This is a genomic window from Pandoraea sp. XJJ-1 (genome assembly GCF_026802345.1).
GTDB classification, from domain to species: domain Bacteria; phylum Pseudomonadota; class Gammaproteobacteria; order Burkholderiales; family Burkholderiaceae; genus Pandoraea; species Pandoraea cepalis.
In genome coordinates this window covers 2541120-2565521 of record NZ_CP113827.1, presented here as the reverse complement: position 1 = coordinate 2565521, position 24402 = coordinate 2541120, and the positions used below count along the sequence as shown (strand labels likewise).

The 24402-nt window shown below is 59.4% G+C and carries 25 protein-coding genes and 2 pseudogenes; 11 read left to right on the top strand and 16 right to left on the bottom strand.

Translation table 11 applies throughout. The features are described 5' to 3' along the window. Nucleotides 1–171: 171 nt before the first annotated feature. Both OYT13_RS11685 and OYT13_RS11680 read left to right on the top strand, forming a co-directional pair. Complete coding sequence (locus OYT13_RS11685; RefSeq protein ID WP_017234520.1) at nucleotides 172–987, top strand: creatininase family protein; 816 nt, start codon at nucleotides 172–174, stop codon at nucleotides 985–987. A gap of 56 nt (nucleotides 988–1043) precedes the next feature. Continuing rightward, nucleotides 1044–2216, top strand: a complete 1173-nt coding sequence (locus OYT13_RS11680; protein ID WP_026132050.1) for a YncE family protein — start codon at nucleotides 1044–1046, stop codon at nucleotides 2214–2216. An 86-nt stretch (nucleotides 2217–2302) separates the two neighbouring features. On the opposite strand, the gene OYT13_RS11675 is transcribed toward OYT13_RS11680, so the two are convergent. Continuing rightward, nucleotides 2303–2515, bottom strand: a complete 213-nt coding sequence (locus OYT13_RS11675; protein ID WP_017234522.1) for a hypothetical protein — start codon at nucleotides 2513–2515, stop codon at nucleotides 2303–2305. Between OYT13_RS11675 and OYT13_RS11670 the strand changes: the two are divergent. The 9 genes and pseudogenes from OYT13_RS11670 to OYT13_RS11630 all read left to right on the top strand — a co-directional run. Next, nucleotides 2477–2694, top strand: a pseudogene (locus tag OYT13_RS11670) (IS3 family transposase); the annotation flags it as partial. The gene OYT13_RS11675 and the pseudogene OYT13_RS11670 overlap by 39 nt on opposite strands. Before the next feature lie 873 nt (nucleotides 2695–3567). Beyond that, nucleotides 3568–4077 (top strand): hypothetical protein, encoded by a 510-nt coding sequence (locus OYT13_RS11665; RefSeq protein ID WP_017234524.1) that lies wholly within the window; start codon nucleotides 3568–3570, stop codon nucleotides 4075–4077. 132 nt (nucleotides 4078–4209) lie between these two features. Further along, entirely contained in the window at nucleotides 4210–6342 is a 2133-nt protein-coding gene (locus OYT13_RS11660; protein ID WP_232424655.1) for a heavy metal translocating P-type ATPase, read from the top strand. Continuing rightward, nucleotides 6339–6557, top strand: a complete 219-nt coding sequence (locus OYT13_RS11655; protein ID WP_017234526.1) for a hypothetical protein — start codon at nucleotides 6339–6341, stop codon at nucleotides 6555–6557. Before OYT13_RS11660 ends, OYT13_RS11655 begins: the two co-directional genes overlap by 4 nt. 193 nt (nucleotides 6558–6750) lie before the next feature. After that, nucleotides 6751–7014 carry a DUF2933 domain-containing protein gene (locus tag OYT13_RS11650; protein WP_017234527.1) on the top strand — a complete coding sequence of 88 codons (264 nt, stop codon included), beginning with the start codon at nucleotides 6751–6753 and terminating at the stop codon, nucleotides 7012–7014. A 2-nt stretch (nucleotides 7015–7016) separates the two neighbouring features. Then, nucleotides 7017–7679, top strand: a complete 663-nt coding sequence (locus tag OYT13_RS11645) for a methyltransferase family protein (RefSeq protein ID WP_017234528.1) — start codon at nucleotides 7017–7019, stop codon at nucleotides 7677–7679. A gap of 52 nt (nucleotides 7680–7731) precedes the next feature. Next, nucleotides 7732–7953: a hypothetical protein gene (locus tag OYT13_RS11640; RefSeq protein ID WP_017234529.1), complete on the top strand. Its 222-nt coding sequence runs from the start codon at nucleotides 7732–7734 to the stop codon at nucleotides 7951–7953. Nucleotides 7954–8141: 188 nt separating this feature from the next. Beyond that, nucleotides 8142–8933: a TPM domain-containing protein gene (locus OYT13_RS11635; RefSeq protein WP_268567796.1), complete on the top strand. Its 792-nt coding sequence runs from the start codon at nucleotides 8142–8144 to the stop codon at nucleotides 8931–8933. Between the two features lie 35 nt (nucleotides 8934–8968). Next, nucleotides 8969–9196: a hypothetical protein gene (locus OYT13_RS11630; protein ID WP_268567795.1), complete on the top strand. Its 228-nt coding sequence runs from the start codon at nucleotides 8969–8971 to the stop codon at nucleotides 9194–9196. Between the two features lie 112 nt (nucleotides 9197–9308). Here the strand turns inward: OYT13_RS11630 and OYT13_RS11625 are convergent, their stop codons facing one another. From OYT13_RS11625 to OYT13_RS11555, 15 genes and pseudogenes are all read right to left on the bottom strand, one after another. After that, nucleotides 9309–12224, bottom strand: a complete 2916-nt coding sequence (locus OYT13_RS11625) for a Tn3-like element IS1071 family transposase (RefSeq protein WP_003049965.1) — start codon at nucleotides 12222–12224, stop codon at nucleotides 9309–9311. 144 nt (nucleotides 12225–12368) lie between these two features. Beyond that, nucleotides 12369–13310 (bottom strand): annotated as a pseudogene (locus OYT13_RS11620) (TolC family protein); the annotation flags it as partial. An 81-nt stretch (nucleotides 13311–13391) separates the two neighbouring features. Then, the gene (locus OYT13_RS11615) at nucleotides 13392–14705 is read right to left on the bottom strand and encodes a sensor histidine kinase (RefSeq protein ID WP_268567794.1); all 1314 of its coding nucleotides are present in this window, start codon (nucleotides 14703–14705) and stop codon (nucleotides 13392–13394) included. Next, nucleotides 14695–15384 (bottom strand): response regulator transcription factor, encoded by a 690-nt coding sequence (locus tag OYT13_RS11610; RefSeq protein ID WP_268567793.1) that lies wholly within the window; start codon nucleotides 15382–15384, stop codon nucleotides 14695–14697. Before OYT13_RS11610 ends, OYT13_RS11615 begins: the two co-directional genes overlap by 11 nt. A 52-nt stretch (nucleotides 15385–15436) precedes the next feature. Beyond that, nucleotides 15437–15937 (bottom strand): 3'-5' exoribonuclease, encoded by a 501-nt coding sequence (locus OYT13_RS11605; protein ID WP_268567792.1) that lies wholly within the window; start codon nucleotides 15935–15937, stop codon nucleotides 15437–15439. A gap of 100 nt (nucleotides 15938–16037) precedes the next feature. Beyond that, entirely contained in the window at nucleotides 16038–17240 is a 1203-nt protein-coding gene (locus tag OYT13_RS11600) for an MFS transporter (RefSeq protein WP_268567875.1), read from the bottom strand. Between the two features lie 79 nt (nucleotides 17241–17319). Further along, nucleotides 17320–17811, bottom strand: coding sequence for a DUF2127 domain-containing protein (locus tag OYT13_RS11595; RefSeq protein ID WP_268567791.1), 492 nt, complete (start codon nucleotides 17809–17811; stop codon nucleotides 17320–17322). Between the two features lie 53 nt (nucleotides 17812–17864). After that, nucleotides 17865–19253, bottom strand: a complete 1389-nt coding sequence (locus OYT13_RS11590) for an ATP-binding protein (protein WP_442796475.1) — start codon at nucleotides 19251–19253, stop codon at nucleotides 17865–17867. Next, nucleotides 19229–19894, bottom strand: coding sequence for a response regulator transcription factor (locus OYT13_RS11585; protein ID WP_268567789.1), 666 nt, complete (start codon nucleotides 19892–19894; stop codon nucleotides 19229–19231). The genes OYT13_RS11590 and OYT13_RS11585 overlap by 25 nt, the downstream gene beginning before the upstream one ends. Before the next feature lie 23 nt (nucleotides 19895–19917). Continuing rightward, the gene (locus tag OYT13_RS11580) at nucleotides 19918–20676 is read right to left on the bottom strand and encodes a COG4705 family protein (protein ID WP_268567788.1); all 759 of its coding nucleotides are present in this window, start codon (nucleotides 20674–20676) and stop codon (nucleotides 19918–19920) included. 23 nt (nucleotides 20677–20699) lie between these two features. After that, nucleotides 20700–21476, bottom strand: a complete 777-nt coding sequence (locus OYT13_RS11575; protein ID WP_268567787.1) for a COG4705 family protein — start codon at nucleotides 21474–21476, stop codon at nucleotides 20700–20702. Between the two features lie 83 nt (nucleotides 21477–21559). Continuing rightward, entirely contained in the window at nucleotides 21560–22156 is a 597-nt protein-coding gene (locus OYT13_RS11570) for a phosphatase PAP2 family protein (RefSeq protein ID WP_268567786.1), read from the bottom strand. A gap of 62 nt (nucleotides 22157–22218) precedes the next feature. Next, nucleotides 22219–22524, bottom strand: coding sequence for a PepSY domain-containing protein (locus OYT13_RS11565; RefSeq protein WP_268567785.1), 306 nt, complete (start codon nucleotides 22522–22524; stop codon nucleotides 22219–22221). A gap of 257 nt (nucleotides 22525–22781) precedes the next feature. Continuing rightward, nucleotides 22782–23342, bottom strand: a complete 561-nt coding sequence (locus OYT13_RS11560) for a cytochrome b (protein WP_268567784.1) — start codon at nucleotides 23340–23342, stop codon at nucleotides 22782–22784. 161 nt (nucleotides 23343–23503) lie between these two features. Beyond that, complete coding sequence (locus OYT13_RS11555) at nucleotides 23504–23914, bottom strand: DUF4148 domain-containing protein (RefSeq protein WP_268567783.1); 411 nt, start codon at nucleotides 23912–23914, stop codon at nucleotides 23504–23506. Between the last annotated feature and the right edge of the window lie 488 nt (nucleotides 23915–24402).

Sequence of the window (24402 nt, the reverse complement as noted above, 5' to 3'; positions counted from 1 at the left end):
AACAGACAACTTCTCGTAGGGAGTACTTGTGGCGTGCCCGCATTAATTTAAACCAACCGGCCCCCACAATTCCCGTTGCGGTTTAATAAGCCATATTGCTTTTAGCGTTATGTGGGAAATTTCCCCTTATCTTGGCATGCCCCCAATTCGCATTTTCCATGAGGACTGTTCATGCGCTTACCACTTCGGCATGCTTTTGCTTCTGCCATTCTGCTCATCGCCACACAGGCCGCGTTTGCACAAGCATCGAGAACCGTGTTCCTTGAGGACCTGACCTGGACCGAACTGCGCGACCAGATTCAGGCGGGAAAGACTACCATCCTGATCCCGATCGGCGGAACCGAGCAAAGCGGCCCTGATGTCGCGCTCGGCAAGCACAACGCGCGGGTGAAGGTGCTTTCACAGCGTATTGCGGAGGGACTCGGCAATGCGCTCGTTGCGCCCGTGATCGCCTATGTGCCAGAGGGCAGCTACGCTCCGCCTACTTCGCACATGCGCTTTCCCGGCACCATCACGGTGCCGGACGACGTGTTTGAAAAAACGCTGGAATCCGCCGCTAACAGCTTCAGGATCCACGGGTTCAGGAACATTGTGTTCCTCGGCGATCACGGCGGTTATCAGAACGACATCAGGCGGGCTGTTGCCCAGCTCAACAAAGCGTGGTCAGGCTCAGCGGCCCGAGCGTTCGTGCCAACCGAATACTACGGCACCAGTTCCGATGGCTACGCGAAAATTCTGCGCCAACGTGGTTACCGCGATGACGAGATCGGCACACATGCGGGACTTGGGGATACGTCGTTGCTGCTCGCGCTGGCACCGCAAATGGTTCGCGAGGATCGGTTGCGACGCGGTCCGAAACTCGGACCGGCTGACGGTGTCTATGGCGGTGATCCGCGTCGCTCAACAGCTGAGCTCGGTAGACTGGGAACCGATGCGATTGTGTCGCGAACCATCGCTGCCGTCAGAAATGAGACCGCGGGCCGCTGACGGATCCGCCGGCATCTAACTCTTCCTTACACATTCATCTGATAACGGAACTCACCATGCATCAGTGTTCTCGTCGCTTGTCGCTGCTTGTCTCGTCTGTTGGCGTTGCCCTAGCCGGTTTAGGCGTCACCTGCATAGCCTCCGCAGCAACGGCTATTGCTACCGTGGCCGACATGCCCCCCGTGGTGGACGCAAGCAACCTGTACAGTGAAGCAGGCGCCGGCCACTTCAGCGCGACGGTGGCGGATGCGCTGCCGCGGATCTATGTGCCCAACCTGCGCTCCAACGACGTCTACGTGATTGATCCGGTGACGTTCAAGGTGGTGGGAAAGTTTCACGTCGGCTACAGCCCGCAACACGTCGTTCCGTCATGGGACCTGAAGACGCTATGGGTAGCCAACAACGCCGAAGGCCGCCCCGACGGAAGCCTGACGCCGATCGATCCGAGGACAGGCAAGCCCGGCAAGGAACTCAAGGTTGACGATCCCTATAACATGTACTTCACGCCGGACGGCAAGGAAGCGATCGTGGTGGCGGAAGCCCATGCTCGGCTGGACTTTCGCGATCCGCACACGATGGCGCTGAAGTCGAGCCTGTCCGTGCCAGAGTGCAAGGGCATCAACCATGCTGATTTGTCGATCGACGGCAGGTACGCGCTCTTTACCTGTGAGTTCGGCGGGAAGCTGGCCAAGATTGATCTCGTCAATCGCAAGGTCATCGGTTATCTTGAGCTGGAAAAGAAGGGTATGCCGCAGGACATCCGCGTCTCGCCGGATGGCAAGGTGTTCTATGTCGCGGACATGATGGCCGACGGGGTCTTTGTGATCGATGGCGATACCTTCACGAAGACGGGCTTCATCAGGACCGGCGTCGGCGCGCATGGGTTGTACCCGAGTCGCGACGGCACCCGTCTGTACATCGCGAATCGCGGCTCCAATCGTGTGCACGGTCCGCGCCATGGCAAAGGCAGCGTGTCCGTGCTAGATTTTGCGACACGCAAGGTGGTCGCGACCTGGCCGATTCCGGGCGGCGGCAGTCCGGACATGGGCAATGTCAGCGCGGACGGCAAGACACTGTGGCTGTCCGGCCGGTACGACGACGTGGTCTACGCGATGGATACGACAACCGGTGCCGTCCGCTCCATTCCAGTCGGCATGGAACCGCACGGCCTGACCGTCTGGCCGCAACCCGGTCGCTATTCGCTGGGCCACACGGGCAATATGCGCTGACTACGAATAGCATCTATTTGGCCGGCGATTTCGTGTAGATCCCTTGCTCACGAGCGCGCCGTGAAGGCGCGCTTTCGACAGGGCTATCATTTCGCGGTACTCCCCAACAATCGGGGCTCACTCATCCACATCGCCGCGATGACACCGAACGCGAAGGCCCGGCCCGCGACCAGCCCCATGGTGGCAGCCAGGCCGAACAGGTCGGCGGTGATGCCGACTAGCAGAGCCCCGACTGCATAGCCGAGATCACGCCAGAGCCGGTACGCGATGCTGGGCTGGTTCGCTCGATGTCCCACCAAGGATGCTCTCCCGGTAACGCGGCCTACGAAGGCTTCTTTGAGGCGCTGAAGACGGAGTTGATCGATTCATCGATGTCGTTGCCCCATACATCCGCTCGTATAACGCAAAGCGGATCAAGGTCTCCCGCGGCTCACTCAGCCCGCTCGAATGCCGCGAAAGTTTCGGAATTGCGGCATAAACCAGTCCAAGATTTGGTCCGCCCCCAGTGGGCCAGTTCCAACTCGGCGTTGACACTTCGGCCAATTGTCTGTTGCTGGCTGGACATGAAGTCGTCAGTTTTAACTCCGTGCCACAGGCGCGCTGCGCCTGCGCATGTTCACGGTAGCTCATTGGCTCAACGTCAAGCAATCGAATGCGCAGTGACGTGTGCGTCAGTTGCCCCACCTCCACCGAACCCGTCTCGACGGTAATCGCCATCGAAGCTTCCCAACCCGTCAGCGCTACGCCATCCGGTCGGCGCTTCGTCTACGAGTGTGAAGAGAAGCCCGATGATGCCCGCGACGGCACCAAGCCATACCAGTCCGGAAACACACCAAGCGATACCCCCGATAATCCCGCCGACAACGATGCCCTGTGGCCCTCGATCTGCCTTGCCTCGCAAGGCGCCACTCCACACCAGCAGAATTAGCAGAATCGCCAGCAATAACTGCTGCATCGCGTCGGTGAGATCGCTCGCGTGATCGGTTGACGCGTGCAAGGGGGCTTCGGCAAGGGCACCAGACGCGGCAAGCGCAGATCCGACCGCTGTCAGCCAGCCCCGTAGCATTGATGACAACATTGCCCACACCCTCCTGGTTTGCACGTGACTGCCCCATCGCCGCGGAGTCAATTACATCCTAGGCAGCAGCTAGGGCGTGCCGGTTGACGAAAGTCAAGCCCACAATGGCCACATCATCGGCCCATTTTTCAGGTCGTTCGACATGAACCAATCGCGCATTCAATTAACAAGTGCCCCGAGTTTGACGGCCGTCAATCAGCAAAGATGCGAAGCGGCGATACTGGATCTGCATGTCCCCATCTCGTCTCATTACAGTCCTAAGGGGCTTTCACCATGGCCAACATGAGATTCAATGCACTCGTCGCCGCATTTTCCCTCCTTGTGGCGATGCCGTCCGCGTTCCCCGCAGCAACGGCACCGGGTACAAACCACGACCATAGCCACGGCAGGGCGGGTGCGGCGAAGCGTGTGGCGCCCCCTCAACCGAGAAGCGCCGAACTCGACGACCAGATCGCACACCTGCGTGCGATAAGGATGAGGCTGTCGCGCGCCGAGACCCCGCAAGCGCGTCAGGCGCTGCTGGAAGAGCGCGCGGTGGTGATGCAGGCTGCGATGCACACCATGCACGAAAGCCTAGGAATGCCTGAACCGGGCGCAATGCGCTCAGCCACCATCAGACAAGGCACTCAAACGCGGGCATGCCGGGAGATGACATCTCAGCACTTGGACCTCATGCAGGAAATGATGCAATCAATGATGGGTTCCCAGAGCATGGGAGAGAGGACCGGCAGTGACATGGGGCGCGGAATGGGGAGCGGAGTGGGCGGGATGATGGGCAGATAGTCGATGCGTCTGCCGAACACGCCGTATCGGCAGATCCGGGCCCAGCGACGTCAAACCATTCGCGTATTCGAAATGGCCATGCACAGCGATCATGCCGGACAACACGCTAGCAACGCATCTCGCGCAAGTGAGATGCGACTCGCGAAGGATCCGATCTGCGGGATGATGGTCGACAAGGCCACCGCCTTATCGTCGGAGCGAAGCGGGCGCACGTACTACTTCTGCAGTCAAGGGTGCCTGCAAACGTTCGAGTCGCCGGAAACGGAATTGAAGGCGATGAAAACGCGCGTCACCATCGCCTTGGCCGGCGTGCTCGCGCTGGCAGTGTTGCGCGCCGGTGCGTTCCTCGCGCTGGCCGCCGGGGCAACGCTCCTGACATGGGCGCCGATTCCGGCGCTGCCGTGGTTCACATGGGGAATCTGGCTCTTCCTGCTGGTGACGCCCGTGCAGTTCATCGGCGGCTGGAGTTTCTACAAGGGCGCATGGAACGCGATCCGCACGCGCAACATCAACATGGACTTCCTGATCGCGCTGGGCACTTCGGTCGCGTATGCCTACAGCATCGTCGTCCTGTTCTTTCCGTCCTGGTTGCCTGTCAGAGTCGCCGAGCGCGATGTCTACTTCGAGGTATCTGCGGTCATCATTGCCTTTGTGCTGTTGGGCAGATACATGGAAGAGATCATCAAGAAAAAATCCTCTGCCGCAGTACGTCGCCTGCTTGACCTGAAGCCGGCCAAGGCCCATGTGATTCGCGAGGGTCACGAGGTCGAGATTCCCGCAGAAAGCATCATGGTCTCGGAACGGGTGGTGGTGCGCCCGGGCGAGAAGATACCCACCGATGGCACCGTCACCGAGGGGCAATCCAGCGTTGACGAATCGATGCTGACCGGTGAGTCGATGCCGGTCGACAAAGCCCTCGGTGCCAAAGTCATCGGCGGCACACTCAACCGATCGGGTGCGTTTACGTTCCAGGCGACCAAGATTGGCGCGGACACCGCACTGGCCCAGATCATCAAGATGGTGGAGGATGCGCAGGCGAGCTCGGCACAGGTCCAACGTCTGGCCGACCGGGTGACGGGCTACTTTGTGCCGGCTGTCGTGGGCGTCGCGCTGCTGGCGATCGTCGGTTGGACGCTTGCGGGGCATTTCCCACAAGGGGTGCTTGCCTTCATCGCGGTGTTGATCATTTCCTGTCCGTGCGCGCTGGGCGTGGCAACGCCTGCGGCCTTGATGGTCGGCGTGGGAAAGGGGGCGGATTCGGGCATCCTGATCCGCGGCGGCGAGGTTCTGGAACGTGCCGAAAAACTCAGTACCGTCGTCTTCGACAAGACCGGCACGATCACGCGCGGCGAACCGACCGTGACCGACATCGTGCCCCTCGGGCGTCACCAGGAGGCTGACCTGCTTGCGCTGGCCGCTGCCGTGGAATCCGGCTCCGAGCATCCGCTCGGTCAAGCCATCGTCCGCGCCGCGCAGCATCGTCGGTTACCGATCCTCAAGGCGAGCCATATTCAGGCGCTCTCGGGAATGGGCATTCAAGGCGAGGTCGACGCACGGCGGGCCTGGCTGGGGAACCGGCGCATGCTGGCATTACAGGGCGGGGCGATCGAGACGGCCGAAGCGATGCTGGCCGGCCTGGAAGCCGACGGCAAGACCGCCATGCTCGTGGGCAGCGGGCAGGATCTCCTCGGCATCGTCGCCGTGGCCGACACAGTGAAGCCCGAGGCGTCGCAAGCCATCGCCCTGCTCAAGGCACGCGGTATCGGGGTTGTGCTCTTGAGCGGCGACAACACGCGGACCGCGCAAGCGATCGGGCGGCAGGTGGGGATCGACCGCGTGATCGCGGAAGTCATGCCGGACGACAAGGTCAAGACCATCCAGCGGTTGCAGGCGGAAGGGGAGGTGGTCGCCATGGTCGGCGACGGGGTCAACGACGCGCCGGCGCTGGCGGCGGCCGACATCGGCATCGCCATTGGATCGGGTTCGGACGTCGCCAAGGAGACCGGCAGCATCATTCTCATCCGTGACGACGTGCGCGACGTGGCGGCCTCCATCGAGCTGTCGCGAGCCACGATGCGCAAGATCAAGCAAAACCTCTTCTGGGCCTTCTTCTACAACACGATCGGCATTCCGATCGCGGCGTTGGGGCTACTTAATCCCATCGTCGCGGCCGCGGCCATGTCGCTGTCATCGCTGAGCGTGGTCGCCAACTCGGCGATGCTCAAGCGCGTACGTCTGAGTGGCCACGAGGAGGTGATGACATGAAGTTTGCCGTCGGGATCTGTGCAACGTTGGCGACGCTACTGGCCATCGCCATCCTTTATGCGTACGGAATTTCGCTTATGTCGGTGCTGGTGGCCCTGTTGGTGCTGTCCTGCCCCGTCTGGGTGATCTGGATGAGCTTGCGTATTTCGCGGCGAACCGAGCTAGATATCCATGCCGCGGTGGACCAGGAATTGAAATCCCGCAACAAGCCATGAGAACGAGGGCGCAAATGAACTGGCTTTCACAAGACCTGATTCCGTCGATTCCGCAAATACCCTCGCGGCCGGCGTCGCGGGCAATGCTTTCAACAAAACCTTGCTGGCCTTGCACATCGGCATCCTCCCCGGGAAGGCGGGGGCGGCTGGGCGGGGCGCGCTATTGTCGATAACCTGACGACCGGGAGTGCATATGAACAACCAGATGCCTCAGCAGGAAACGTCGCACGAGGCTCACAGGACATTGTCCAGGTCCAGGTGGGTTCTGATCGGCTTCCTGATCGTCATTGCGTATTTCCTGTTCACGGAGCACCGGGCTCACGTCATTCCGTACCTGCCGTTCCTTCTGTTCGCCGCCTGTCCGTTGATGCATCTCTTCATGCATCACGGTCACCACCACGGCCATCGGCATTCGGGAGAAAGACCGTCCCGGCGTGTGGACGGAAAAGGGGAGTAAACATGCAGCACGATACTCAACCCGGGTATGGTCTATGGTGGCTGGTGTTCGTCAATTCGGCCATCTTCATCATCTTCGCTTTCAGCTTCACCAAACCCCGGACCTCGCGCGACTGGCGCTCCTTCGGCGCATTCTCTGCGTTTCTCGTAGCACTGTTCACGGAGATGTACGGATTCCCACTCACGATCTATCTCATGTTGCCCTGGTTGAACAAGCATTTTCCGGGGATTGATTTCCTCTCACACGACGCGGGACATTTGCTCGAGATGATGTTCGGCTGGCGCACGAATCCACACTTTGGGCCGTTCCACCTGGTGAGCAACGGGCTGATTTTTGGCGGATTTGTCATGCTCGCCTCTGCCTGGCGGGTACTGTATCTTGCCCAGGCGGAGCATCGGCTGGCAACCACCGGACTCTATGCACGCATGCGCCATCCTCAGTACGCGGCGTTCTTCCTGATCATGCTGGGTTTTCTGATTCAGTGGCCGACGCTCCTCACCCTGATCATGTTTCCGGTGCTGGTCTGGATGTATGTTCATCTCGCGTTGGCGGAGGAGCGTGAGGCTGCCGCCGAGTTTGGCCAGGAATACGCCAGCTATTGCCTTCGGACCCCACGATTCATCCCGCGATGGGGAAACACGGCGCCCAGCGCACGTCCTCACTGACATCAGCGGCCCGGCGGGACGCCGCGACAAAGCCACCAAGGAGATTATCGTGATGGTTCATTGGTTCGATATGGCGGGATACGGTGTGGTCCATTGGTTGACCTTCGCCATCATGGCGCTGGCGCTGATTTATCCGATCGGTCGAATTCTCATGCGGATCGGCCTGTCGCCCTTTTGGGCGATACTGGCGTTCGTGCCCTTGTTCAATCTGATCGGGCTTTGGCTGCTTGCGTTTGTCGAGTGGCCGAGGCAGGATCCTAGGCGTTCCAGCTAACGGCGTTCCGACTTGACGGCAATGCGTCTCGGATACCAGGCACCGCCCGACGTCGCGGTGGCAACGGCGTCGGCGATCGCCCAGCCGTCGCGGGGCGAGTTCAACGCATATCCCGTCAGCCCTCCCGGGAGGTCAACGTGAAATGGCTTCAGGCAGTCAAAGGCTTATTCACCGCGTTGCTGCTTTGAGTGTGCCTTGGGGCGAGCGCCGAAGTTGCCATTCCCCCATTGACCGCCCGTGTCACCGACCTGACCGGCACATTGCCCCCTGAACAGACGGCCGCCCTGGAGCAAAAGCTGCAAGCCTTCGAGGCCGAGAAGGGCAGTCAGATCGGGATTCTGATCGTACCGACCACGCAACCCGAAGACATTGCGCAGTACTCCATTCGAGTCGTCGAACAATGGAAGCTCGGGCGCAAGGGCACGGATGACGGCGTGCTGCTGATTGTCGCCAAGGACGACCGGCGCGTGCGCATCGAGGTCGGCTTTGGTCTCGAGGGCGTGCTCATCGACGCCATCAGCAACCAGATCCTCCACGACGACATCGTTCCGCGCTTCCAGCAAGCCGACTTCTATGGCGGCGTGAGCGCCGGCGTCGAACGCATCATGCGCGTTGTCAACGGCGAGCCGTTACCGCCACCGAAACGCATCAGCGGTGAGGGAAACGACTCAGTGCGCCCCTTCCTGCCAGTCCTTTTGGTGCTGACGCTCGTCCTCGGCGGCGTGCTTCGATCGATCCTCGGCCGGGGCCCCGGCGCCGTCGCCACGGGCGGCGTTGTCGGCGTCATCGGCTGGATGCTGTCCGGAACCCTCATCCTCGGGGTTCTCGCCGGCGCGATCGCCCTCTTCTTTACGATGGTTGGCGGTTCCCATCTCGGGTTCTGGGGAATTGGCGGCATGGGCGGCTTCGGCGGGTCAGGGCGGGGCGGATTCGGTGGGGGCGGCGGTGGATTCGGCGGCGGCGCCTCGGGGAGATGGTGATGCCAAATTTCCGGCGCTTGGGCCGACATCTGCTGATGACCCATTGGAAGGTCAGGCAAACCTTCCCGCGCAAGACGCTGCAGGCGATCGAGCGGGCCATCTCGGCCGGCGAAGCCAGCCACATCGGTCAACTCTGCTTTGTCGTCGAAGGCGCGCTGAGCTGGGCCGGACTGCTCAAGGGCCTCACCGCCCGCGAACGTGCCATCGAAGTGTTCTCCCAACAACGCCTATGGGGGTCTCCTCGTTTTCAGTGCAATAAGTGACGGTACGAAAAGCTAGCACTGGCGCGGAGGTGGTGTTGGTAGATCGTTGATTTCATTGACTTTCCTGTTCACTTTCAAATCTGCGATTCGTGGCGTCAAACCGTGGTCGGTTTCATCCATTGGTGCCAGTTATCGATGCATTTGGCCGCGAAGGCAGGATTTGGTCAGCATAGCGGTCAACCGGGAAGCGAAACACACCCCGCAAGTTGATGCTCTCCAGCCTGGTGGGCGCAATCTTCCCGATCAGTTCCGGTGGAATGACCTGGCGGCGGTTCGACCAGCGATCCAGGACCGCCTGCATCTGTGAGGTATTCCACGCCATCACGATGTTGGCCATCAGGCTCAACGCATCGGCCACAGCCTGCATTTCATCGACACGTTTGGCCTGCGCCGGGCTGATCCGGCCGGTATAAATGGCGCGCTTGAGGGCGTTAACAGCCTCGCCCCGATTGAGCACCCGGCGCAACTCGTTCCTGAAAGCGTCCTTGACAAAGTAGTCAGCCAAAAACGCCGTACGCAGCAACCGCCCCAATTGCACGCCAGCCTCATAGATTGGATCGCCCTGGGCGGCAGAACCGAACCGCGCAAGAGCTGCCACCGCACTGGCATGTCCGCTCATGACCGAGGCTGCCAGGTGCACCAGACTATCCCAATGCTTTTCGATCAAAGCGACGTCGACATTGGCTTCGCACACCGCAGCGATTTCTGCGGGCACTTTGGTGCCGCGTGGCACAAAGAGGTGGCGCTGTTTGAGTTCCTTCAACCGCGGGCAAAGATCAAAACCAAGCAAACGGGCATGTGACATGGCAAAGTCGGTGTAGCCATGGGTATCCACAGCAAGCTGGCTGGTCTCCAGCTTTTCTTGGCGGATGACACCTTCAATGGCCACGCCCGCCTGGCGCTCATTGAGCACAAAGGGCTGCGCATGGAAGATGCCCCACCGGTCTTTTACATGGGAGTAGATTCCAATGGAAGGTGTGTTGCGCCGAGGATCAAGCCGGGCTTGCCACACCCGTTTGGTGGTCTCCATGCTCATCATGTCAGAAGATGCCAAATCGGACCGCCCCCAGGTGGCGGCAATCGGGTGTCGCTGCATGAATTCCAGCACAGCCTGGCAGGCCTGGCTCAGACGCCGTTCGTCCCGCGCCCAGCGCATGGCCTGGCGAATGCTGGTGGCAGACAATTGCGGAATCATGCGCGCGCATTCGACCGCAGTCAGACTGGTGCCGTGGGCCATGATGCCGGCATAGACCATCAGCAGCTCGTCGGTAGAGCGCGGCTCACGTCCGAGCATGATCCAGCTAAAGCGCACCTGGGCGTCAACGGCCAGAATCACTTCCGGCAATTGAACCTCACCGATGCGGTGATCCAAAGCCGCGCGCAGCTTGGTCACTTCTGGGTCTTCGTCCTCTGCGGGCAATGGCGACAAATGGAGTTCATCATCCACGCGCAGTACGCCACTGCGGGCTGCAGCGGCCACCGCATCGACACCGGCAGTTACTCTGGCCAGCAAAGGCTTCAAGAAAGTGGCAGCCTTGCTGGGTAACGATAGACGGGCATAGTGTTTCTTGGACTCTGCCTGCCAACGCTCGTCCGTGAAGAACAAGCGCGCACGACCCCGAAAGCTCAGGCTGTGCTCAATCCAGACCGAGCCATTGCGCACCGCGCGGCGCAGGGCAAACAGGGTGGCCACCTCCAACGCCTGAAACGCCCGTTCCCGGTCTGGGCTGGAGATCGAAACCTGCCAGATCATTCCCAGACTTGGTGCCACCACTTCAACTGGCAGCTTTCTGGATCCTTTGAGATATAAAGCTTGCAGCTTGGCAAGGTACTCGATGGCAGGATGCTCGCCGGTGGCCTGCCAGGGCAGCTTTGCAATGGCGACGAGCAACGACCGCACGGGGCGAATTCCATCAATCAATCCCTCGCGGACCAGGGAGGCCCTGCTCGGTGGTTTGCGTTTCTGGGTTTCGGTGATCAAGGCTTCAAGACGGGCACGCAACTCAGCATCTGGCACCGCACCTTGCGCGCTCAAGGCAACAAGTTCGCCGAGCAGCGTTTTGTACATTGCGGCCCAATTGACGGTAGCGGGGACATCGGCGGCAGCCTGACGCCACAGATCGGCGATCCGGCGCTGCACCATAAGGATCAACTGGTCTGTGGTGGTGAACAGGCAATACCGAAGAAAGCATGCGACCTCCACGGTGCGCGCTGGCTCTTTGATCTTGGCTCCGGCTGAGGGCGGCCTGGAGACAAGTCGGCGCGCGTAGCGGCGCAAGATGAGATCGGGGATGTCTGCCAGGTGCTTATGAACGTCCAGCGTGTAAAGCAGGTCGATGCGCTCCAGTACCTCGCTGATTTGGCGGGTTGAGTGTTTCGCCGGTGCAGCCCATAGCCAACTCTGCTGGGTTTGTCCATCTGGGCGCAGCTCTGAAACTGAGGCTCGCCAGCGATCAAGTGTTGCTGGATCAACGCTGGCGGCGATGGCGGTGCCTGTTTCAACTTCAAGCTGGGCAAGTGCCGCCGCAATCAGTGTCCGAATTGCCCGCTCGTGCACGATCACCAGCTTGTTCTTGTACAGCCATTGACGCGCCCGCACGAGTAGCTGATCGCGGTCGGCGCAGCGCGCCACTTCGTCGCGCAGTTCACGTACCAGTGAGCGGCGCTGGTGCTCGCTCATCCACTGGAATCCAAGGACCGTGCAGGCTACTTGTTGGTGATCGAATAGCGTGCGCCCGCGTTCATACATGGCTCTCAGCGAGGCGACTTCTGGTGCTGCAATGCCAAGCTCGTTGCCAAGGTGGCGCCACAAGGCTACTGGAATTACCCGAAAGGCACCGAGCAAACGCCCACTCATGCGCAGGAAACCAATATGGAGCGCCAGACCAAGCTTGTGGGAATCACCTCGGCGTGCATTGATTGCGTCGCGCTCGGCACCATCGAAGGTGAAAAATGCCTTCATCTCGAAGTCGCTGATATCGCGGGGGAGCCCACGCATCCCCAAAAACGTTGTGTGCCAACCCTGCATCGTGAACCTCAAAAGTGGGAGGCCACCATACCCGTTTACAAAGCGAACAGGAAAGTCAATGAAATCAACGGTCTACCCAGACCACCCCCGCGCCAGTGCTAGCTTTGCGTACCGTCACTTATTGCACTGAAAACGAGGAGACCCCGTATAGCCCGGTCCGAGGTGGAGGTTCGGATACTGCTTCGCGACTTCGAGCTGAAGAGCCGATTCGGCCGCAGCGTAATCGGCAAGCGAGGCGCGCAGATCTGGGCGATGGAAGATCGCCGCGCGCTGTGCATCCGCGGTCGGCGGTGCGGGCGGAACTGCGCCGAAGGCGGAGAGGTCAATTTCGATGCCGTCGAGCGCAGCGACGGGTATACCGATAGCGGCAGCGAGCTGGGCTCGCGCATCCTGATCGGCGCTGCGCGCCGCAGCCAGATCGCTTTGCGCCTGCGTGTCGGCAAAAATGGCAGAGTCGACGTCTGGCCGCGAGAACTGCCCTGCGGCTAGACGCTTGCGGCTCATCTCGGCAATCTGCCGCTCGGATTCGGCCCTGGTGGACTGAAACGCAATGCGCTTGCGGGCAGCATAGAGGGCGAGCATCGCAACTCGGACTTGCCTGCGGACCTTCCACGCCTCATTGACGAGGCTCAGCCGCGCGGCTTCCGACAGGTGAGTCGCCTGATCGACGCGATAGCCGCGCTTGTGCGCCGTCTCGATCGGGATGTCGAGTGCCGGGCCGAAGGTGATCGGGGATCCCGGCCCCGGGTTGGGTGTCGAATACTGAAACGGTAACTGCAAGACCGGGTTGGGAGTCGTGTCGGCGACGTCGATGCCGGCCTTGGCAGTGCCCCATCGGGCGCGCGCAACGTCGAGGGCGGGGCTGTAGTAGAAGGCCGCCAGCGTGAGCATTTCGCGATTCCAGCGCGCGGGCGGCCACGGTGCGACATTGTGCCCGGCCTCGCGCACGACGAAGGAGTGTAACGCCTCGCTCGCAAGCGAGCGCTGCTCGAAATGTCGGGCAAGCTGAGCTGGGGCGATCGGCTGGGCATGATAGGTCGTACAGCCGGCCAGCCCGACGAAAGCAATCAATATCGCTCGGCGCATTCTGAAATCCATCGGTCGTTCTGCTGCCCACCAGGGGCAGCGTCCGACACGGATGCTACGCCACCGCTTGTGAAGTTTTCGTCAAGAAAATGTTCGGCCGTCGCTGGTCCCAAGATGCTCCAAGCTGGCGGACGGCAGGCGCAGCGAGACACGGGTGCCGCTGCCGGGCTCGCTGGCCAGTTCGATCGACCAACCATATCGGTCGCATATCTTGCGGACAATCGATAGGCCGATCCCAAAGCCCCGCTTTCCTGACTGCGGGTCTTCCGCTTGGTAATACCGATCAAAGACATAGGGCAACGCGCCCGTTGGAATACCCGGCCCGGTGTCCTCAATGTGCAACCACCCGCCCAAATAGGAAATACGCACCCGCCCTCGGTCGGTGTGCCGCACCGCGTTCTCGATGAGGTTGGACAGCACGATGGCGAGCGCCGAGCGGTTCGCCATTACGTGATGAGCGTGATCCAGGTCAACGACGGTCTCGAGCTTCTTTTCCGCAAGGCGATTGGCAAAGGGCATCAGAGCGGATTCGACCAGGTTTGCCATAGCCACCGGTTCGATATCGTGTGCCGACTCTTCTCTGGCGAGCATCAGCAATGCGTTAGTGAGTTCGCGCATATTGTCGGCGGCGTGCTCGATCTGTTGGAGCCGCTTGCGCGATTTTCCACTGATTGCGGAGTCCTGCGTGAGTAGTTCGCAACTCGTCGTGATCGTAGTGAGGGGCGTGCGCAGTTCGTGGCTCACGTTGCTGGTGAATTCCTTTTCGCGCTCGATCATCTCGGCCATGCGCCGATGGTAATCGTTGAAGGCGTCGACCAGTCCGGCGAGTTCCGTTTCATCGTACTTGCCGGGCTGGATCGACGGCGTTTCTCCGAACCGAAGTGTCTTCACCTGACTGGCGAGACTGGCCACCTGCCGCACCAGCAGGCCCGACAGACCGAAGGATAGCCAAATCGTGAGCAGCGCGAAAACACCCGTCCCGGCCATCACCGCATTGATGACTTCCTTGAAATGCTGTTCGTAGGCGTTGAAATTGTAAATGCGATATAGACGTGTGGTACCGAACGGGGTGATCGCGACGTGAATCTCACGGCCGTCGATGATGATTTGATGCGTCCCGTCAGGAAGGTTTCTGACGGACGCCGGTAGAACGATCGACGGATGGTCCGATGTTGACACGTACCCATTCAACTGTTGGTCGAATGGAGGCAGGAGCGTGGGATCGACTCGATAGTTCTTGAGGACATTCGTCATGTCGTCGTGGATCAACGCCACGATCAGCTTCTCCTCCTGGGCTTCGGCCAGCACTCTCACGCCTAGCGCCTGGGCAAGCAACAAGCCGATAGTCAGCGCCGAAAAGAAAAGTGCGACCTTGAAGCGCAGGCTATTTCGCATCTCGATCGCTCTCCTGAAGGCGGTAGCCAACGCCGTGGACCGTTTCGATAAGGTCCGCCTCCCCTGACTTGGAGAGCGCCCGACGTAAGATGTAGACGTGAGTGCGCAGCGTGTCACTGTCGGGAAGCTGTTCGCCCCAGACTTCGGCTTCGAGCTCGGCACGAGTGAACATGCGGTTTGGCGACTGCAGCAAAATGCGCAGCAACTGCAGACATTTGGGCGAGAGCTTGACTGGGCGGCCGGCACGATCGACCGTCATCTTCGATACGTCCAGGTGCACATCAGCGAACCGGAGATCCACGGCTGCGACCTGACCTCGATAGCGCTTGATCATGGCGCTCAGCCGCGCGCCAACTTCCTTGAGTGAGAACGGCTTGATTAGATAGTCATCGGCCCCATGCTCGAAACCGAGCAGTTTGTCGTCGAGCGCATCTCGAGCGGTCAGCATCAGCACCGGCGTGTCTCGACAAGCTTCTCCGCGCAGATTGCGGCAGAGCGACAGACCGTCCATGCCGGGCAACGATAGATCGAGGAGGATCGCATCCCACGAGTCGGTGAGCGCCATCCGTAGGCCCATGTTGCCATTGGACGCAACATCGACCTCGTAGCCGGTTCCCTCCAGATAGTCATACAGGTTCGCGGCGATCGCCGGATCGTCTTCGACAATCAGCACTTTCATGGAATTATCGTCCCTTTGATTTCCTTGAGCTAACTTTTCTGGCAGGTTGAATTTATATGAACGCGTATGCGTTGGCGCGGGCATCAAACAGGGCATGATGCTCACCGCCGTTCTCTGTCACGTACTGCATGAATCGCTCGGGATTGATTTTCAGAAACACGTTCTCATGTCTCCATCCCTGAGGCAGCGGCCCTCGCAAGAGACGGGTGACAAGCTGATAATCGCAGTCAGAATCGTAGCTGAGAACGGGGCGTGGTTTGAGCGGAACAGAGCAAAGCCAGGCCATCAACTCCTCCCTCACGTTGCTGGTTGGCATGGAGCGTCCTGAAATCTGGCCGAGTTGTGGCAACACCGTTTCGCGGACGAAACTATTGCAGAGCGACAGATCAAAATCCGTGCACTCTGCATAGAATTCTTCCCCGCCTTCGCTTACGATCGCGATGCTAATGAGCTGACACGCTTCGGCCTTGAAATCTGTGAATTCCGTGTCGATAAAGTATCGAGTCCTCCAAGGACTCCGGGGACCTCTGCGCAAAAGGACACCTTGAGGCATTCACAGCTTCCTGATAATCGATACCAAAACGGTGCTAAGAGCCGCGCAGCACGGCGTTGCTAGATACTTTTTGTCGCTTCTAACCATTAGAAAATCAAGCTCAAGCGTGCGATGTCGCGCGTGACAAACACCAGCACAGGCTTAATGGCACCAACACCAGTGCTGCGCCGGCGTAGAACGTGACCGACGCGCCAAAGTATTCCCACATGGCGCCCGCAATGGCGCTGGCCAGCAGCATGGAGAGGCCACCGATTAGGTTGAACATGCCGAACGCGGTGCCGCGTAACGCCGCGGGTGAGGATTCCGAAACCATTGTTGCGAGAATGCCCTGCGTAAAACCCATATGCAAGCCCCACAAGGCGACCCCGACGAACATTGACGAAATCGTGCGATTTGCTCCGAGTATCAGATCCGCTGAGATCAGCAGTAGCATGCCAAACGCGAGCAGCGTGCGCCGATCCATCCTGTCCGAGAGCATACCGACCGGCCATGCTGACACGGTGTACGTGAGGCTCATTATCACCATCACGCTAGGTATCCAGGCGATACTCAGGCCGCTTTGCTGCGCTCGCAACACGAGAAACGCTTCGCTAAAGCGGGCTAGTGTGAACGTGGCGCCAATGGCCACGACCATCCAGTAGCGGTTTGAGAACTCGGTCAGTGACCGCCAGTTCAGCGGCGACCGGAACCCTTGCGCCCTCACTTCTGCGGGCGACTCGCGAACGCAGAATACGATCAAAGCAATTGCGACGAACGCGGGCGCCACCGCAAACCACAACACCGCCCGGATCTGATCCGACAACCTGAACATCAGCAAAATGGCGAGTAATGGACCAAGGAATGCGCCGATCGTGTCCATAGACTGTCGCAGCCCAAAGCACGCACCGCGTATCTCAGCCGGAGCCACGTCTGCGATCAGTGCATCACGTGGAGCGCCTCGTATTCCCTTGCCTGCGCGGTCAAGTAGCCGTGCACTCACAACGATCGCGGGTGATGTGGCCAGCGGAAACAGTGGTTTCGTGAGCGCGGAGAGCCCATATCCTAAGAGCAGTAGGCCTTTTCGCCGACCGAGCCAATCGCTGATTGCTCCTGAGAACACTTTCACAATCATCGCTGTCGCTTCTGCTACGCCTTCAAGCAGGCCAAATGCCGCCACGTTCATGCCCATCGTGGTGACAAGATAGATTGGCAGCAGCGAGTGGATAAGCTCCGATGAGAAATCCATAAAGAGACTCACGAGGCCCAGCACCCAGACCGTGCGGGGTATCGATGCCTTCCGGGAAATCTGGGACTCAGTGGTCATCGCATTTTTGCGCTTTGGCGCGCCGGAAACAATCTTCCGAAGGAGGTATGGACAGAGCGTAATCGTCATGCCTTATGCACTACTTACATGGATCCTCATGCGCTATTGTCGCCGCACCATCCGCCGGCGATGCCAACCTCTCCAACATGCGTTGTTTGATAAAGCGATACTCGTGCCACGTCAGTGCAATGACGCCGAGATCAAGCACTGACAGAAGCAGTAACCAGATCGAATGCGTGTATGTGTAGCGATACAACTGATAAGCAATAAACACTCCGAATGCGACCATCGACACTGGGAAATACCAGAGTCGCTCGCGCAGTAGACCAATGATGAGCCACAACTTGACAACACCGTGTGCCAGCAAGTAAATCGCAGCAAATTTCTGCGAGCCAACCGAGAGATGCTGTACCGCGTGCATCAGGAAGGTCGCCACCGCGTCGTGCGGATCTTCCGTCAATTCATTACCGGTGAAGCGCAGCACGATAGACAGGAATACTTGTGTGGGCACGAAGTACGCCACAACGCCAGCGAGGATCTCGGAAAGCGCAAATAATGCTTTGATCCACAAGCTTGTCTCGAATACCCAGTGAAGCCGCTTTTCCGTAGCACCTGATAGACCTGTCACGCTTTTCCATCCTTAGGTTGCAGTGGCAATACGAGCGGAACGATCAGGCAGACGCTCAGGCCACGGCAAGCTTTTTCGTCCGAGTAGGCGAGAGAGAGGCTGGCTCCCATTTTGTCGGCAATCGCCTTCACAATTGATAGCCCGAGGCCAGAGCCCGATTGCGTTGTTCCCAGTACTCGGTAAAACGGGTCGAACACACGGGCACGCTCCTCCGGAGGAATTCCCGGTCCCGTGTCTTGGACGCGCAGTTTTGCGTGGCGCTCCGAGGCCTCAAGCATCAGGTCTACCCGGCCGCCGACGGGTGTATAGCGAATCGCGTTGTCCACGAGGTTCTTCATCAAAACACTCAAATCGGCCGGACTGACGCACAGCGACACGTCACCCTTTGCCTCGATGCCGATGTCGATTTCCTTGGCTTCTGCCAGCGGATAAAGCGTTTCGAGAATGTGACGATACACCTGGAGAACAGACTCGGTTCTGGCGTTGCCGTCGCGCGGCATCGCCTGCACGCTGGACAACGTGAGCAGATGTTCCAGCATGTGTCGCCCGCGCTCGATGCCGTGACGCAATTCGATGAGTCGCTCTTTCGCAGTGACCGACATTTGCGCCTCGGACAGTCGCTCCGCCTGCAACGACAGTGCGGTAAGAGGGGTTCGCAATTCGTGTGCGGCATCAGCGACAAAGCGACGCTGCGCGTCAACGGACGTGGCAACTCGCGAAAGCAGATTGTTAATGGCGCGGATAAACGGGCGGATCTCGCTGGGCAGGTGGTCGGCTTGTACGGCATGCAGCTCGCTGTATTGCCGCTGATCAATCTCCTTCGAAAGGCTGGCGACTGGCCGGAAGATCCTTCGAACGAGCCACCCGACCACAATCAGCAGGACCGGCACAAATGCCACCAGTGGCATCACTGTTCGAATTGCGCTGGTACGGGCGATTTCGTCTCTGACATCAGTCTCCTGAGCTACCGCGATACGTGTTCCGGAGCGCAATGTTTTGACCAATACCCGATAGGGCTCGCCGCCTGATGTGAGTGTTGTTAGGCCGTCACGCATCGTAACGGGCAGCGGAAGTGGCAGCTTGTCATCACCATCTCCCGCGCTTGGTGGTATTGAAGTCCCCAGCCGCTGAACAATTACACGGGCTTCCTCGTCACTCGCTTGAGGGGCTCTAAGGTTGTGAAACTCACTGGTCGGAAGATTGTTGTTGTCGACGAGCGCTGCAACTTGTCGCAAGACGTCGTCTTGGAGCTCATGCGCTTCGTCGAATGCCGCCCCAAACGAAATCACACCAGCGATCACGGCGAAAAAGAGGATTGCCGCCGATAGCCACAGGCTCAAGCGCAGGCGGATGGAGTCGCTCAATCGCCTCTTAAGACCATCCATCCCGCCCCCCTGACATTCTTGATCGTGCTCGCCCCGAGCTTTTTGCGAAGCGAGTGAATGAGAAACTCGATCGCATTGCTCTCGACTTCCTCACCCCAACCGTAGATGCGGTCCTCCAGGTCACCTCGAGAAAGGATCGCTCCGGGCCGGGTCAGCAACGCTTGTAGCAACGCAAACTCTCGGTTCGATAGCTGTACCGGTGACCCGCCCGAGGTCCGAGCTTCGCGTGTGCCGGGATCGAGCGTGACGATGCCGTTCGTCATGACCGGTGCCGCCTGTCCGGACTGGCGCCGCATGACGGCTCTTATGCGCGCCAGCAGTTCAGCCATCTCGAAGGGCTTGAGAATGTAGTCGTCCGCACCGGCGTCCAAGCCCTTCAGTCGTTCCGGCAACGCATCGCGGGCGGTGACAATGATGATCGGAACACGTTGCCCTTTTGCTCTCAAGGTTTGCAAGACGCTATGACCGTCTTTGCGAGGCAGCCCCAGATCGAGCAGCACCAGATCGTAGTGCTGGCAATCCGAAGCCGCTAAGGCAGCTTGACCGTCAGTGACCCAATCTACCGCGAATGTCGCATCCTTGAGTGAGTCGCGCACGACGCGGCCCACCATCGGATCGTCTTCTACGAGAAGGATTCGCATGTCATGCCCTCTGATGGGACGGTTCAGTGCGCTTTCGCCGCAGCGCGCTGCCTGAAGAGCAGCAGGCTGGTCAGAATGAATGCCAGCAACGCGAACGATGCAGAGTATCGACTCAGCGCAAGACCGCCGGCACTCACGGGTTTGTCTAGGAAGTCTCCCACGACGGCACCCAGTGGGCGGGTCAAAATAAATGCGGCCCAGAAAAGAAATGTGCGCGATGTGCGGGTCCACAAATACGCTGCAACCAGAATCAGCAGGAGCGCGCCGAACACCACCGCCGCCCCCGTATAGCCGAGCCCTGCCGTATCTGCGGTCCAGTCGCCTAGGGCGGTGCCAAGCGTTTGGGAAAACATGATCGTAACCCAATAGAACACTTCCGCTTTGGGCGAGTTGACGGTGTGGACGGAGACCGAGCCCATCGTCCGGTACCAGATCCAGAGCGAGCCGAGCAGCAAGGCGAGCAGAATTGAAGAGCCCCCGGCATAACCGATACCCAGCGATCTGTCGGCAAAGTCTGCGAGCGTGGTGCCCACCGTTGTCGTCGCGATAATGGTCGCCCAGTACAGCATTGGCGAGAACTGCTTGGCACGGATCTGTGCCGTGACAGCGATGGCGAAGATCACCGCAAATATTGCTGTGCCGACAAGGTAACCGAGGTTCATCGACATCGATACCGCGTCGCCCCCCGTCTCACCAAGTGTCGTCGCAGCGATCTTGATCACCCAAAACAGCAGCGTGACCTCGGGCACCTTGCTTAGCGATTTCTGTACGGTTTCGGTCATGGTCAGAAATATCGATCAATAAATTAGGTTTGCTGACGTGCGGTTGCCCGCTCGGAAATCGAGAGGTAGAGCACCAGCACTACGATGGCCACCACGAATCCAGCACTTGTGCCGACCACACCAAGCCCAAGGCCCCCATTGGACGAGGGTTGCGAGAGGAGATCGCCGCATGAGGCGCCGAACGGACGAGTCAGCACGTAGGCGACCCAGAACGTCGTGACGGCACTGCGATGGAACACAAAACGCGCAATCGCCGCAAGTCCAATCAGAGCACCGAACACCAAGGAGGAGTTTGCGTACCCCAGATTCAGGCCCTCGGCCACCCAATCGCCGGCTGCCGTGCCCAAGGCGAAAGTCAGCAGAATAGCCGTCCAGTAGAAGAGTTCTCGCTTGATCGTGTCAATCGAATGAATCGACAAGGTGCGCTCCTTGGCGTACCAGATGCCGAACGTGAGGAGCAACGCTACGGAGAAGGCGAGCGTGGATGCCGCCAGGGGTACGCCCAGGTTGTCGCTCAGGTTATCGGTGACCAATGTTCCGAAAACACTCACGAAGACGACGGTACTCCAGTAGCGCCACGGAATGTACCGCCGCGCCGACACCTGCAAGCCCAAAAATACGGCCAGAAGCACGCCCATCACGGCAGACGTTCCTGTCAGCCCGAACCCCAGGTTGACGTTCAGGAAGTCGGCCGCCGTCTCGCCGACGGTGGTGGACATCATCTTGATGAGCCAAAACGTCAAGGTGACTTCCGGCACCTTGTTCAACCACTCTGGACTTGCCTGACTGACACGATTCATGATTGCCTCCGATTTCACTCGATAACGGGCGAATTTTCCGACAGCAGGCTTAGGGCACACTTAGGTATGCCAGCGTCGTATCCTTACGGCTTCACCCAACCACGCTCGATCAATCGTGCAAACAACTTCCGGTGTACGCACAGGGCCACACGATACGCCGGGACTACCAGCCACAGCATTTGCCGCGTCACTAACCAGGCGGAAACAGCTGCGACGACCGCTGCACCCACCATATCCATCGGAAAATGCACGCCGAGAAAAATGCGCGCCCACGCGACTAACAGTCCGAGTAGCGCGGCGCTAACTCCCACCACCCGCGTACGCTGCTCCAAGACGAGCGCGAAGGCAACCGACCAGATCAATGTGAGGTGGTCGCTTGGGAACGAGCTATCGGGTGCGTGCGTCAGATAGGTGTGCCCAATTCCCATCACAAACGGTCGCGGGTGTTGCCACATCCAGCCTATCGCCTGGTTCATCGCCAGTCCGACGACGCCCGCAACTGCGGCGCCAACCAATGCTCGGCGTTGTGGTTCGTCGGCGCGCAGCCACGCCGCTACCATCGCGATCGGGACGGCAAGTATTAGGTACTGAGCCAAGAATATTGCTATCGCAAGCACGGGCGACGACGGCAAAGCGTGCGCGTTCAGCATTAAAAATAGCGTAGTGTTAATGGATTCCATATCGCTCGTCTGAAGTTCTCGCTCGCATTACCGTTACGTCGCTATGCTGCGCCATCGGCAGCTCAATCGTCCTTGTCCTGCGTCGATGAGATGACCGCCCCAGTATCCGCATTCACCTTCACGTCGAACACCTTGCCGCCACCCACCACCTCGACTTTGTAGAGGTTGCCCTGCTTTTCCTGATCGAATTCGGCTTGTGAGGCCTTACCGCTGACGTGTTTCTCCGCGATGCCCACGGCTTGTGTCAGCGAGATCTTGGCGCTGGCGGCCGCCATGGCATCGTTCTCTGAGCGCTGGCCGGCATACGCGAGCGTGCCAAGTGTCGCAAGGGTGACAGCTGCAAGGGAAAGTTTGGCAAATCGGTACATGATTGAGTTCTCCGAAAAAATGCGCGACCTTTCGCGCAAGAACAAGCGTATGCGCCGACACTTAGCGGGGCATTAGCGGGTTCAGATCAGCAATCGAAAAGTCGGTCAATCTCGCCCTTATTCGTTTGGTCTTCGGCGCGATGGCGTGAGAAGGCAACGCAAAAGCCATCTCGCCCCCACATGCGTGATGGCATGTGGGGGCGAGGCAGAGTTAGCGTGTTGTCGACGAGCGGCGCAGAGCTGCCGCTGTAGTGTGGCTAACGGAACGTACCGGGTTCGGGTTGATTCTGTAGGGGGAGCATCTTGTGCAAGGTGCCGTCGCGCAATACCCAGTGATGGTAAAGGGCTGCGCAGACGTGCAACGCCACGGCGCCGAGCAACACGTAGGCAAGCAGGGAATGCACGTCGCCCATGGCATGGCCGAACGACGACCCTGGTGCGGACAATGCAGGCAAAGGTACGATACCCATTAGCTTGACGGGGAAGCTACGTGCCGACGCATTTATCCAACCTAAGATGGGCACGAGGACCAAGAGCGTATATAGCCCCTTGTGCGCAATAGCGGCGAGCGTGTGAAATATCGACTTCATACTTCTTGCAGGCGCGGTGCGGCGACGCGCCCATACTAACCGGATGGCCGTAAGCCCAAGAATCGTCACGCCAAGCGAGAGATGCCACGCGACGAGCCCGATGGCGGGCGTTTGTCGCGTGATATCGGGCATCGCCCAAGCCACAACAAATTGTGCGCCTAGCAGTGCCGCAGTGAGCCAGTGCATATGGCGGGACGCAGCGTCGTAGCGGGTAATGACCTGTTTCATGGGAGCCTCTTATACACAGATTAAACATCATCTGGCGGGCGGTACGGCTAAGCGCCGTGGCCCATGAGCGAATTCTGAGGCACGACACTTAGCAAAGACTTAGCGACTGCTTGGCTACCGGGCTTGTTTTCGGCGCGCGGTAGGCTGAGCCACCATGTTGGTTACGGGTTTTCATAGAGCCGCTGGATCGTCGCCTCGCCCGCCACCTGCATTTTCGGCGTCCAAGCGGCGTGCTTGCGAGCCGCGACAGGGACTACCGGATAAGCGTTTCCGGGCTGGGTGAGCAGGCCGTGGCGCTCCGCTTGAAGCAGACGATGATCAACGGATCGTCTTGTGACGTGCATATTCCGCTCATGGCTCATCGCCGTCTTGGGATAGACAGTGTCGCCTTGTTGCAAAAGCCCATGCTTTTCGGCACTGACGAGTTGTCGATACACTTGCGCACGCGTGAGCGAGTCAGAACTCGCAATGCTGGGTGCGGCAGAATGGCTTGTCGCCGCTTGGGCGCTAGTTTGCACGGCGCCGATCAAGCCCAACACGGCAACCAGTGCAGCAACATATGAATGCTTCATGATTGAACTCCTAAGGTTGACGATCAATATGAAGGTGCGATCACAAGCGCGTCGCAGAACCTTCAATTTCATCGTAGGCGTGAAGCCTTAGCAGACCCTTAGCGCGAAGCATGCGTTGGTACGCCCTCGGCATGGCGAATCCCTCGGTGCGATCAGGCTCCTGGCGGACTGATGACTTCTCAGGAAGCCACTGCGCAAACGGACATGGAGGAGGTGTCTGATCATTCTCGCAATTCTAGAGACACCCGTTGGCACACAGTGACGTGGCTATAAGAACATGATCACAGCGCGGGCAATCGCAGCGAGTGCGACCAGCACGAGCGCAGGACAAATCGCAGCGGCGAAGAGGACGGCAATCATGTGTCCCGGACGGACGCGCCACGGGCTACCTGTTGCCATGCGCCAGCGGATACCTTCCGGGTCATATCCGGCAGCGCGCAACAATTCGTCAGAGCGCATCGGCCACGCATATTCCGCGCTCGGAAATC

Bases quoted from the DNA above. Each gene is read 5' to 3' on its own strand.
- OYT13_RS11685 (WP_017234520.1), top strand. From the start codon at position 172: ATGCGCTTACCACTTCGGCATGCTTTTGCTTCTGCCATTCTGCTCATC.
- OYT13_RS11680 (WP_026132050.1), top strand. From the start codon at position 1,044: ATGCATCAGTGTTCTCGTCGCTTGTCGCTGCTTGTCTCGTCTGTTGGC.
- OYT13_RS11665 (WP_017234524.1), top strand. From the start codon at position 3,568: ATGGCCAACATGAGATTCAATGCACTCGTCGCCGCATTTTCCCTCCTT.
- OYT13_RS11660 (WP_232424655.1), top strand. From the start codon at position 4,210: ATGCGACTCGCGAAGGATCCGATCTGCGGGATGATGGTCGACAAGGCC.
- OYT13_RS11655 (WP_017234526.1), top strand. From the start codon at position 6,339: ATGAAGTTTGCCGTCGGGATCTGTGCAACGTTGGCGACGCTACTGGCC.
- OYT13_RS11650 (WP_017234527.1), top strand. From the start codon at position 6,751: ATGAACAACCAGATGCCTCAGCAGGAAACGTCGCACGAGGCTCACAGG.
- OYT13_RS11645 (WP_017234528.1), top strand. From the start codon at position 7,017: ATGCAGCACGATACTCAACCCGGGTATGGTCTATGGTGGCTGGTGTTC.
- OYT13_RS11640 (WP_017234529.1), top strand. From the start codon at position 7,732: ATGGTTCATTGGTTCGATATGGCGGGATACGGTGTGGTCCATTGGTTG.
- OYT13_RS11630 (WP_268567795.1), top strand. From the start codon at position 8,969: ATGACCCATTGGAAGGTCAGGCAAACCTTCCCGCGCAAGACGCTGCAG.
- OYT13_RS11625 (WP_003049965.1), bottom strand. From the start codon at position 12,224: ATGCAGGGTTGGCACACAACGTTTTTGGGGATGCGTGGGCTCCCCCGC.
- OYT13_RS11615 (WP_268567794.1), bottom strand. From the start codon at position 14,705: ATGCGAAATAGCCTGCGCTTCAAGGTCGCACTTTTCTTTTCGGCGCTG.
- OYT13_RS11610 (WP_268567793.1), bottom strand. From the start codon at position 15,384: ATGAAAGTGCTGATTGTCGAAGACGATCCGGCGATCGCCGCGAACCTG.
- OYT13_RS11605 (WP_268567792.1), bottom strand. From the start codon at position 15,937: ATGCCTCAAGGTGTCCTTTTGCGCAGAGGTCCCCGGAGTCCTTGGAGG.
- OYT13_RS11600 (WP_268567875.1), bottom strand. From the start codon at position 17,240: ATGACCACTGAGTCCCAGATTTCCCGGAAGGCATCGATACCCCGCACG.
- OYT13_RS11590 (WP_442796475.1), bottom strand. From the start codon at position 19,253: ATGGATGGTCTTAAGAGGCGATTGAGCGACTCCATCCGCCTGCGCTTG.
- OYT13_RS11585 (WP_268567789.1), bottom strand. From the start codon at position 19,894: ATGCGAATCCTTCTCGTAGAAGACGATCCGATGGTGGGCCGCGTCGTG.
- OYT13_RS11580 (WP_268567788.1), bottom strand. From the start codon at position 20,676: ATGACCGAAACCGTACAGAAATCGCTAAGCAAGGTGCCCGAGGTCACG.
- OYT13_RS11575 (WP_268567787.1), bottom strand. From the start codon at position 21,476: ATGAATCGTGTCAGTCAGGCAAGTCCAGAGTGGTTGAACAAGGTGCCG.
- OYT13_RS11570 (WP_268567786.1), bottom strand. From the start codon at position 22,156: ATGGAATCCATTAACACTACGCTATTTTTAATGCTGAACGCGCACGCT.
- OYT13_RS11565 (WP_268567785.1), bottom strand. From the start codon at position 22,524: ATGTACCGATTTGCCAAACTTTCCCTTGCAGCTGTCACCCTTGCGACA.
- OYT13_RS11560 (WP_268567784.1), bottom strand. From the start codon at position 23,342: ATGAAACAGGTCATTACCCGCTACGACGCTGCGTCCCGCCATATGCAC.
- OYT13_RS11555 (WP_268567783.1), bottom strand. From the start codon at position 23,914: ATGAAGCATTCATATGTTGCTGCACTGGTTGCCGTGTTGGGCTTGATC.